Annotated in this window: 9 protein-coding genes and 2 pseudogenes; 4 read left to right on the top strand and 7 right to left on the bottom strand. The window is 49.7% G+C overall.

From position 1 onward, the window contains the following. Both V6942_RS23005 and V6942_RS23000 read right to left on the bottom strand, forming a co-directional pair. The coding region (locus tag V6942_RS23005; protein WP_032410262.1) for a hypothetical protein at nt 1-251 on the bottom strand (251 nt) is incomplete at its 3' end. Nucleotides 252-380: 129 nt separating this feature from the next. Next, nucleotides 381-456: pseudogene (locus V6942_RS23000) on the bottom strand (hypothetical protein); the annotation flags it as partial. 129 nt (nt 457-585) lie between these two features. On the opposite strand from V6942_RS23000, the gene V6942_RS22995 reads away from it, so the two are divergent. Together V6942_RS22995 and V6942_RS22990 are read left to right on the top strand one after the other, a co-directional pair. Beyond that, nucleotides 586-1791, top strand: coding sequence for an AAA family ATPase (locus tag V6942_RS22995; protein WP_006797591.1), 1206 nt, complete (start codon nt 586-588; stop codon nt 1789-1791). Beyond that, the gene (locus tag V6942_RS22990) at nt 1791-2765 is read left to right on the top strand and encodes a ParB family protein (protein ID WP_181574543.1); all 975 of its coding nucleotides are present in this window, start codon (nt 1791-1793) and stop codon (nt 2763-2765) included. The genes V6942_RS22995 and V6942_RS22990 overlap by 1 nt, the downstream gene beginning before the upstream one ends. An 81-nt stretch (nt 2766-2846) precedes the next feature. On the opposite strand, the gene V6942_RS22985 is transcribed toward V6942_RS22990, so the two are convergent. Both V6942_RS22985 and umuD read right to left on the bottom strand, forming a co-directional pair. After that, nucleotides 2847-4118, bottom strand: a complete 1272-nt coding sequence (locus V6942_RS22985) for a Y-family DNA polymerase (RefSeq protein ID WP_116291343.1) — start codon at nt 4116-4118, stop codon at nt 2847-2849. After that, nucleotides 4118-4549, bottom strand: a complete 432-nt coding sequence (gene umuD, locus V6942_RS22980) for a translesion error-prone DNA polymerase V autoproteolytic subunit (RefSeq protein ID WP_006796638.1) — start codon at nt 4547-4549, stop codon at nt 4118-4120. The genes V6942_RS22985 and umuD overlap by 1 nt, the downstream gene beginning before the upstream one ends. A gap of 405 nt (nt 4550-4954) precedes the next feature. Here umuD and ltrA point away from each other — a divergent pair, with 405 nt between their 5' ends. Beyond that, the gene (gene ltrA / locus V6942_RS22975) at nt 4955-6442 is read left to right on the top strand and encodes a group II intron reverse transcriptase/maturase (protein ID WP_004178082.1); all 1488 of its coding nucleotides are present in this window, start codon (nt 4955-4957) and stop codon (nt 6440-6442) included. A gap of 151 nt (nt 6443-6593) precedes the next feature. Beyond that, nucleotides 6594-6725, top strand: a pseudogene (locus V6942_RS22970) (IS1 family transposase); the annotation flags it as partial. A 64-nt stretch (nt 6726-6789) separates the two neighbouring features. Here V6942_RS22970 and V6942_RS22965 read toward each other — a convergent pair. The 3 genes from V6942_RS22965 to V6942_RS22955 all read right to left on the bottom strand — a co-directional run bounded on the left by V6942_RS22965 (nt 6790) and on the right by V6942_RS22955 (nt 10037). Beyond that, complete coding sequence (locus V6942_RS22965; protein ID WP_333501862.1) at nt 6790-7758, bottom strand: IS5-like element IS903 family transposase; 969 nt, start codon at nt 7756-7758, stop codon at nt 6790-6792. Nucleotides 7759-7944: 186 nt separating this feature from the next. After that, on the bottom strand, nt 7945-9369 hold the full coding sequence (locus V6942_RS22960; protein ID WP_116291347.1) for a tetratricopeptide repeat protein: 1425 nt from the start codon (nt 9367-9369) through the stop codon (nt 7945-7947). Then, nucleotides 9366-10037 carry a hypothetical protein gene (locus V6942_RS22955; protein ID WP_252491448.1) on the bottom strand — a complete coding sequence of 224 codons (672 nt, stop codon included), beginning with the start codon at nt 10035-10037 and terminating at the stop codon, nt 9366-9368. The genes V6942_RS22960 and V6942_RS22955 overlap by 4 nt, the downstream gene beginning before the upstream one ends. Between the last annotated feature and the right edge of the window lie 99 nt (nt 10038-10136).

Genomic DNA, 10136 nt, shown 5'->3' with positions numbered 1-10136 from the left:
AAGTTGACCTGTTTCCCACAGTCCCGGACGTCTGCAAAGTTGACCTGTTTCCCACAGTCCGGGCCGTCTGCAAAGTTGACCTGTTTCCCACAGTCCGGGCCGTCCGCGGAGTTGACTTGTTTCCCACACTCCCGGCCATCCGTGAAGTTGACCTGTTTCCCATAGTCCGGGCCGTCCGTGAAGTTGACCTGTTTCCCATAGTCCGGGCCGTCCGCGAAGTTGACCTGTTTCCCATAGTCCTGAGCGTCCATAAAGTTGACCTGTTTCCCACAGGATGGAAAACTCTTCTTGTGCTGAGCGTAAGAGCTATCTGCCGGAACGGTTCCTCTTCGCTTCCTCGCCAGTTCGCTCGCTACGCTCGGTTACATGGCTGCGGCGAGCGCTGATACCTTTCTCTATACCCTTTTGTACGACTTGTTGTGTGATGGTCATAAGTGCGTCTGCGTGTTGCGGCACTGTGATTGAGTGGCACGCCCGTCGAACTTCTCCCCCCTCCTGTTGAGAGCGAAATCAAAACAATATGATTTTTTGCTTGCAACATGACTCTTTTTGTTCAAAATGACAAAAAACGTCATGAGGTGATAAATGAACAATATTGAGCAGTTACGGAAAGTTGCTACACGTGCAGGTAAGCTTCTGACATCTTTGAGCGAGAGTATCCGCCAGCAAAAAGAGGAATTGAAGCTTACCGAGTTCTATCAGGAATACAGCAAAGCCGCTCTGTATAAGCTGCCTAAGCTCAGTAAAGGCAGTGTTGAGTATGCTGTGGCCGAAATGGAAGCCGGTGGCTACATTTTCAAAAAGAAACCTTCTGGTAATACGATGAAATACGCGATGACGATTCAGAATGTCATCGATCTGTATAACCACCGTAAAGTACCCAAGTACAGGGATCGCTTTGATAAAGCCTTTACGATTTTTGTATGTAATCTTAAAGGTGGTGGTTCCAAGACAGTTTCTACCGCTTCATTATCACATGCTTTTCGAGCTCATCCTCAGCTTCTGTTCGAAGACCTACGTATTCTGGCCATCGATTTCGATCCGCAGGCATCTCTGACAATGTTCCTGAGCCATGAAAATTCAGTGGGCCTGGTTGAAAATACGGCTGCTCAGGCCATGCTCCAGAACGTGTCTCGTGAAGAATTACTTTCCGATTTTATAGTACCGTCTATTATCCCTGGTGTTGATGTAATCCCCGCTTCCATTGACGATGCATTCCTTGCTGAAGGCTGGAAGGGATTGTGTGAAGAACATCTTCCAGGGAAAAATATTCATGCTGTGCTTAAAGATAACATTATCGATAAGCTCCAGCATGACTACGACTTTATTTTCCTTGATAGTGGTCCTCACCTTGATGCGTTCCTGAAAAACTGTATTGGGGCGGCAGACCTGATGTTGACCCCTCTTCCACCGGCTACGGTTGATTTTCATTCTTCCCTGAAGTTTGTGGCCAGCCTCCCTGCCCTCATAGATTCCATTGAAATGGATGGGCACACCTGCAATCTCATCGGTAATGTCGGCTTCATGTCCAAGATCCTGAACAAGTCTGATCACAAAATTTGCCATAGTCAGGCCAAAGAGGTTTTCGGTGCCGATATGCTAGACATGGTTCTGCCGAGACTGGATGGTTTCGAACGCTGTGGGGAGACTTTTGACACAGTTATTTCAGCAAATCCAGCAACCTATGATGGAAGTACAGAGGCACTAAAAAGCGCAAAATCAGCAGCGGAAGACTTTGCGAAGGCAGTCTTTGATCGCATCGAGTTCATTCGTACTAACGGAGGTATGTGATGTCGAATGAGAAAAGAAAAACCATCGGCAGACAGTTAAATACCCAGGCGTCAATTGCGGAAATGACGGACACCGGTAGAAGCCAGGTATTTACCTTAAAAACCGGCAGGAAGGTAACGTTCAGGTTTGTTCGGGTGCCTGCATCTGAAGTTGAAAGTAAGACCTTCGTAAACCAGGAAAACAACGGAAGAGATCAACTGGCACTGACCAGGGAGTCCCTGAAATCCATTATCCAGACGATTAAGTTTCAGCAGTTCTTTCCCTGTATTGGTATTAAGCAAAGTGAAAGGATTGAGATACTGGATGGTTCAAGACGGCGAGCCTCAGCAATTTTTGTCCGTTCAGGCCTTGATGTAATGGTTACCGAAGAGCATTTATCAGCTGATGAAGCTCGCCAACTGGCTAAAGATATCCAGACAGCTAAAGAACATAATCTTCGGGAGATTGGCCTGAGATTGATCGCTCTTAAAGAGTCCGGATTTAATCAAAAGGAAATTGCTGAACTGGAGGGGTTATCTCAAGCTAAAGTTACCAGGGCGCTGCAGGCGGCGGCCGTACCGCAAGACTTGATTTCTCTGTTCCCGGTTCAGTCGGAGCTATCGTTTAGTGACTATAAACTTCTTTTAGAAGTTAATGAAAAACTCAGTGAAAAGGGATTAACGCCTGAAGAACTCATTCAGTCTGTATCAGCTCAGCTCGATGCAATTTTGAGTGAAGGCGAGCGACCAGAAGACGAACAGAAAGCCAGTATACTGAAGCTGATTTCTCAGGCATCTCAGGCATTGATAGATCCATCTCCCAAGGAAAAGTCAGTGGTTTCCCCACTCTGGTCTTTTGAAGAAAAGGACAAGTTCGCGCGTAAGCGTGTGAAAGGGCGTACGCTGACTTATGAGTTTAGCCGTATGTCAAAAGTGATTCAGGATGAACTGGACAAGGCTATCAACGAGGTCCTTAACAGAAATTTGAGTCAATAATTTCGCCATGGCGATTTCACATCTAACTTATTGTAATTAGGCAGTTTAGGCTGAGAATTTCAAGGTGAAATCGCCAAAGTTTTACGCCAGTTTCGCTGCAGGAATATCTGACCATCGTGTCGTATAAGCAGGAGAAAGCATCTCCCGTTTCATTTGCCATTCCGGGGCAATACCCCGCCCCGCAAACCATACTTTACCCAGCCCTGAGTTGTTGATCCCGTCCAGAACCCTCATCAGCTCAGCACTGTGAGGGCGTGGCGGGCGTTCGTCGAACAGCTGCAGCTGCGAAACGCCGGAGCCGGTGAAGTCATTCAGCATAACTCCGGCTTTGGCATACCGGTGTCCATCCCTCCAGATACGCTCCAGAGCCGTTGTGGCGGCTGCAATGATGTCCCTGGTGTCCTGAGTGGGTGTAAGAAGTTTTTCCGTAGCCACGTTGCCGTAGTAAGGTTCTTTAACGGCGAACGGAGACGTTTTGATGAAAACGGAAATATGCCGGCAATACTGGTGCTCTTTACGCAGCTTTTCAGAGGCCCGCTCTGCGTGCTGACAGATAGCCTGACGGAGTGACTCGTACTCCGTGATCTTCACGCCAAAACTGCGGCTGCAGACAATTTGCTGTTTCGTCGGAGGGGCTTCCTCAAGCGAAAGGCAGCTTTCCCCGTTCAGTTCACGTACCGTTCGCTCAAGGACCACAGAAAAATTTTTGCGGATGAAGGCCGGGTTCGTCAGGGCGAGATCGAGCGCGGTCTTAATGCCCAGCACATTCAGCTTGCGTGCAATACGGTTACCCACCCCCCAGATTTCTTTAACCGGCTGCAGTGAAAGCAGTTTCCGCGTTCTCTGCGGATTTCCCCTGGTCAGAGCAAGTACGTCACGAAGCTGTTTCCACTCTTTTGAGGCCCACTGGGCTGATTTTGCAAGGGTCTTCGTTGGTCCGGCGCCCACGCCAATGGTCAGGTGGGTACAGTCATACACGTGCTGACGCAGCTGCCGGCCGAAGTCCTCAAGCTCCATACAGTGCTCCACGCCGGTCAAATCGAGGAACATCTCATCAATTGAATACTGTTCCACTCTGGGGGCCAGTTCCTCCAGGCAGTTCATCACGCGCGCCGACATCGAGGCGTAAAGTTCATAGTTACTTGAAAACGAATATATTTTTTCCGGGTACCTTTCGTTTTTTATCTGAAACCACGGAGTTCCCATTTTGATCCAGGGCTTCGCCTCGGCACTGCGAGCGATTACGTTCCCGTCGTTGTTGCTCAGGACGACTATCGGCTTTCCTTTCAAATCCGGTCGGAAAACACGTTCACAGCTGGCATAGAAGCTGTTCACATCGGCCAGGGCAAACATCAGTACATCTCCCTCGGGCGGTGGATGATATGCGTGACGACGCCAAAGATATCCAGCTCGTCGGGGTCAGGATAAATCGGCGACCAGGAGGCATTCATGGGCTGCAGCGTCAGTCGAGGCGTCAGCAGAAGCCGTTTAACCGTAAACTCCCCCTGTACGCTGGCGACAACGATATCGCCGTGCCGCGGCTTTTCAGCACTGTCCACAACCAGCAGATCGCCATTGTACAGACTACCGTCCGCCATGCTGTCTCCGCTGGCACGCAGGTAGTACGTCGCGCTCGGATGCCGTATGCAGTAATCATGGAGATCCAGATCGGACTCGACATAGTCAGCGGCAGGGCTGGGAAAACCGCAGCTGGCCAGATCGGCAAACAATGGATGGGCCTGTGGCGGGTGTTCTTTCCCGGTGCTGAAAAGCTGTAGCTTCATCTTTCCTCCTGACACTCTAATTTTACTGGTTATGTATACAGTGTGCGCCGGGAGACCGGTAGAGATCAAGGGGTGAAAGTCCCCGACCATTGAAGGACCAGCAATCCACAAGGTCCCCGAGTCATGCGTTGCATACCGCGAGGTATGGGGCGAAGCGTTGACAGGGGTGTTGACAGGCCAGCCATTGAGCCACGAAATCTATATTAAATTACCGGGTGCCGACGTTGTACTGTTAACGGAAGGCAAAATCATAGGGTGCGATACTGCGAGTGCCACATGGACCCGGCGGGGTCTGAGACCCTGGCATGTCAATACGATCTCTACGCGGGAACCGGGAGATCTCCCCTCTGACCATCTGCCAGTGTCGGAGATGGCCCGCACCGGGAAGACGAGGAGTCATAGCCGGTGATGTACGGAGAGGAGAAGTCGGACTCGCTCATAGTAGCGGCGAAGCAGGCGAACAACCCGAAAGGAGCGGAGTCAGTGGAGCGAAGGAGCGGGGCCAAGGGGAACGCGGAACAGCCACACATGCGCCGGACACAGAGCCGGGAAAGCATGTCACAGAGGCTGTCACGCGTGCGGGAAGCTGCGAAGCAGCGGAAGAAAGAACGGTTTACAGCATTGTTCCACCTGCTGACAGTCGAAGCACTGGAAGCCGCATTCCTCTCCCTGAGCAGGAAAGCGGCCGCCGGAGTGGATGGCATCAGGTGGATGGACTACGCCGGAAACATGAAGAACAACATAACAGATCTGCACCGGAGGCTACATCAGGGCAGCTACAGGGCGCAGCCCGGCAGGCGTCACTACATCCCAAAAGCGGATGGAAAACAACGCCCGCTCGGCATCGCCTCGCTGGAGGACAAGATCGTCCAGTATGCGCTGGTGAAAATCCTGAACGCAGTCTATGAAAACGACTTTATGGGGTTCTCATACGGGTTCAGACCCGGGCGAAGCCAGCACGATGCACTGGACGCACTGGCCACAGGGCTGGTACGCACTAACGTAAACTGGGTACTGGATGCCGACATCAGTCAGTTCTTCGACAGGGTGAGCCACGAATGGCTGATCAGGTTCACAGAGCATCGGATCGGCGACCGGAGGGTAATCAGGCTCATACGTAAGTGGCTCACAGCCGGGACGTCGGAGGAGGGTCAATGGCGAGCAACGGAGGAAGGCACCCCACAGGGTGCGGTCATCTCACCGCTGCTGGCAAACATATACCTCCACTACGTCTTCGATCTGTGGGCGCATCAGTGGCGACGTCGCTATGCCACAGGCAATGTGGTAATGGTCAGATACGCCGATGACATCGTCATCGGGTTCGACAAACGATACGATGCCCGGCGCTTCCGTATAGCCATGCAGCGCAGACTGAGGGAGTTCGGACTCACGGTTCACCCGGAGAAAACCCGTCTGATGGAGTTCGGCCGCTTCGCTGCCGAAAACCGTGCCATCAGGGGAAAAGGCAAACCAGAAACGTTCAACTTCCTCGGGTTCACGCACATCAGCGGGAAAGATCGCAACGGCAGGTTCATGCTGATACGAAAGACCCGCCGGGATCGGATGACGGCAACTCTGAAAGCCATCAAAGACGGTCTGCGAAGGCGCTGGCATTACTCAATCCCCGAACAGGGAAAATGGCTCAGGAGAGTGGTTCAGGGATACCTGAACTATCACTCGGTACCGGGCAACTTCCCCACCATGCAGAAGTTCAGGACACACGTAACAAACCTCTGGCGCCGGGCGCTCAGGCGCAGGAGCCAGAAGGATGATACGACCTGGACGAAAGCAAACAAACTGGCAGCCGCATGGCTACCAAGGGTTCGGGTTCTTCATCCATGGCCTGTGGAGCGGTTCACCGCCAGACACCCGAGGCAGGAGCCCGGTGCGTAAATCGCGCACGCCGGGATCTGTGCGGGGGGTATCCGGTAACGGGTATCCCTACCGCGACATATTTAACAGCGTGACGATAATCCAGATCGCCTGCCGGGTAATGGTGCCAACTTACTGATTTAGTGTACGATGGTGTTTTTGAGGTGCTCCCGTGGCTTCCATCTCCATCAGTTGTCCCTCCTGCTCAGCTACTGAAGGCGTGGTGCGTAACGGTAAAAGTACTGCCGGACATCAGCGCTATCTCTGCTCTCACTGCCGTAAAACATGGCAGCTACAGTTCACTGGTAATGGGGCTTTGTTGAATAAATCAGATTTCGGGTAAGTCTCCCCCGTAGCGGGTTGTGTTTTCAGGCAATACGCACGCTTTCAGGCATACCTGCTTTCGTCATTTTGTTCAGCGCTCGTACCAGGGCCATAGCCTCCGCAACCTGACCATCGTAGTCACGCAGCGTCAGTGAACCCCCGAACAGCTGTTTTACCCGGTACATCGCCGTTTCCGCTATCGAGCGACGGTTGTAATCTGTTGTCCATTTCCACCGCGCATTACTCCCGGTCATTCGCTGATTAGCCACTGCACGGTTACGGTCTGCATATTCACCGGGCCAGTAACCCGCACCTTTTCGGGGAGGGATAAGCGCGCTGATTTTCTTACGCCGCAGTTCATCGTGACAGAGCCGGGTGTCGTAAGCGCCGTCTGCCGATGCTGCCCTGATTTTTCTGTGAGTCTGCCGGATAAGACCCGGGAAGGCTTCTGAGTCCGTCACATTGTTCAGCGACAGGTCAGCGCAGATGATTTCATGTGTTTTACTGTCAACGGCGAGATGCAGCTTACGCCAGATACGGCGGCGTTCCTGGCCATGCTTTTTGACTTTCCACTCGCCTTCACCGAAGACCTTCAGCCCGGTGGAATCAATCACCAGATGCGCGATTTCACCCCGGGTGAACGTTTTGAAACTGACATTAACCGACTTTGCGCGCCTGCTGACACTGGTGTAATCCGGGCAGCGCAACGGAACATTCATCAGTGTAAAAATGGAATCAATAAAACCCTGTGCAGCCCGCAGGGTCAACCTGAACACGCGTTTAATGACCAGCACAGTCGTGATGGCAAGGTCAGAATAGCGCTGAGGTCTGCCTCGTGAAGAAGGTGTTGCTGACTCATACCAGGCCTGAATAGCTTCATCATCCAGCCAGAAAGTTATGGAGCCACGGTTGATGAGGGCTTTATTGTAGGTGGGCCAGTTGGTGATTTTGAACTTTTGCTTTGCCACGGAACGGTCTGCGTTGTCGGGAAGATACGTGATCTGATCCTTCAACTCAGCAAAAGTTCGATTTATTCAACAAAGCCATCGAAGCACAAATTCTTTGGCTAAATCCCGAGCAGTAAACTTCTTGTCGGGGTTCGCCTTGAGCGTTTCGATAATCATTTCTACTCGGGTTGCCATTATTCGACCTCGGCTAATTCTTGAGCCTGTCCTAACTCGATTTCGCCGGAAAGCGACTTAGTATTCATTAAAATTTAGTTCCGTTAACTTAATCGCTTTCCAGTTGTGGCGAGCTTTAGATTTGTCCCAACTCATGATACGGAGTGCTCTGACTTTTGTTTCATTTTTTAAATTACCTATAACAAAGGGAGGAACAAAAGTATCCTCGACAAATCCGAAGCCTTTGGGTGCTATTCGAAGCGTACCCTCTACATACGAAACATCAGCCATATCTACTTGCTTGGACGATGAGGAAGCTACTACTTCTTTGTTTCCATCAACACTCGCTACGGATAGCTCGACATAGTCACCAGCCTGAGGTTTCTGCTTACCTTTATGAACCCCCATGCGAACTGATAGTGATGTCGACTTATTTACGAATACTTGAAAGCCTTTACCGGATTTATGGATATTCTCTACGATAGCAACAACCTTCTCCATCGGCCCATGCAAGTAATTTAAAGCGTCGTGAGAAATAGAGTTTAAAAAAGGACTCAGTTGCTTCTCATCGACACCAGAATCATACCAAGCCTGCATAGATAGCTGTTCTAGCTCTTGCTTTAGCTTCCACCCATGGGCTTGATAAGCCGCAATAGCCGTTTTTAGGCACATTGAGGCTTCAGCTTGCTGTTGATTTGCAAGTAATAAAGGAATAATTCCCTGTAATAAACGTAAACTAAAAGTAACGTCATGTGCGGATACTATTCCCCTAGCAAAAAACTTCATTGCTAAACGCTGATCTTGTTTTGAATAAGTAGCAGCCAACGCTCCCCAAGCCCAAGACTCTTTTTGCTTCTTTCTTAAAATGGGTAGAATGAGTTCGCGAGCCTGATCGTATTGGCCCGCAACAACAAGGCACTTCGCTTGGTCGTAATCAAGCCACATCATATGTTTAGTGTCAGAGGCTTGCTCGCGTGTTTGGTTAATAAATGCCATCACTTGGTTAAGATCTAGATGCCAATACTCTCGTGCTCTAAGCCATGCACTCGCCACTTGGCGTGCTGTTGAGAGCATCAAACTTGGCACTTCACCTTTTTCAGCTTGAAAAGGTGTTTTAGCCTCATCATCAAATAGTACAGTTTGATGTCGAAGCACAAGGTGAATCAAGGTCGGAAACCATTCCAAACTCTTCTTAAACTGAACCAGCAGCATTTTGTACTCTAGGCCGCCAGTAGCAATATCTAAATTTACTATGGTTTGCAGCAAGTTCTCTATTTGCTCAAATTCAAAATCAGTAGGACGATAGTTGTTTGAAGAACTCGCTCGCTTATTTAGATTTTCAAGCTGGTGCTTAAGAAACTCATAACACACCCAAAATAAAGCACCTTTCAAGTAAGTATCTTGGGGAGCTGCCTGCAACGCTTGAAAACCAAAATCCCAAGCCCCTTGCAGGTCTCCGCTCTTTCTCAAATTATTTACTGTACGATTAGCTGGCTCATTCATAGAAGCACACCTATTTGACATATTATTTCGTCAATGAGCCTTGTGGAATTACTAAGCTGAGGCATAGGTTGAACTTTAGTAAACTGGCTAGACTTGTTGTACCAAAACTCAATTACCGCCAACTCATTGCCTTTAACAAATGCATATCTTTCACAAAATGAACGAGATTCAATTTTGCTTATATCAGCTCCAACACTGTTGATTTGATCCATTACATTTAGATAAAACTCTTCTAAGAATGGCTCTGAAAAATGGAACTGAGTATCCTTTGAAGGCTCAGGTACATCGAGCAAAGTACCTTCTAATTGACCAAGCAAAGCCATGAGTTCAACATCGAACCCATCTTGAGTAATGCTCTTTACGCCAGACACTTTCCAGTTACCCTTGTAATTGAAACTTATCGAAGCCTGCTCATTCCCGCGCTGCAAGATGTAACGATCTTGATAGTTATAATGAAGGACATCCACTACAGTAATCCCTGTACCTTCAATACATGCATCAACAAGTTGGTATAGCTTTTTAAGTTGCGGGATGTCAGTCTGAAAATCAAACTTCGCTGTGGCTACTGAGTTCGTTGCTTCGGTACTTGGTCGCACAACCTCAACGCCTTCAGGAGCAGAATTGTCTAGGTTTACTGCTTTGGGTTGGTACGCTCCTGCTATTTTCATTCCATCTCCTAAGCGCAACTGAGGTGGATTCATTACATACAGGAGGCTTTGTTGAATAAATCAGATTTCGGGTAAGTCTCCCCCGTAGCGGGTTGTGTT

Source organism: Kluyvera genomosp. 2, from assembly GCF_036759865.1.
Classification (GTDB): domain Bacteria; phylum Pseudomonadota; class Gammaproteobacteria; order Enterobacterales; family Enterobacteriaceae; genus Kluyvera; species Kluyvera ascorbata_B.
This window is presented reverse-complemented; position numbering and strand designations above follow the sequence as displayed.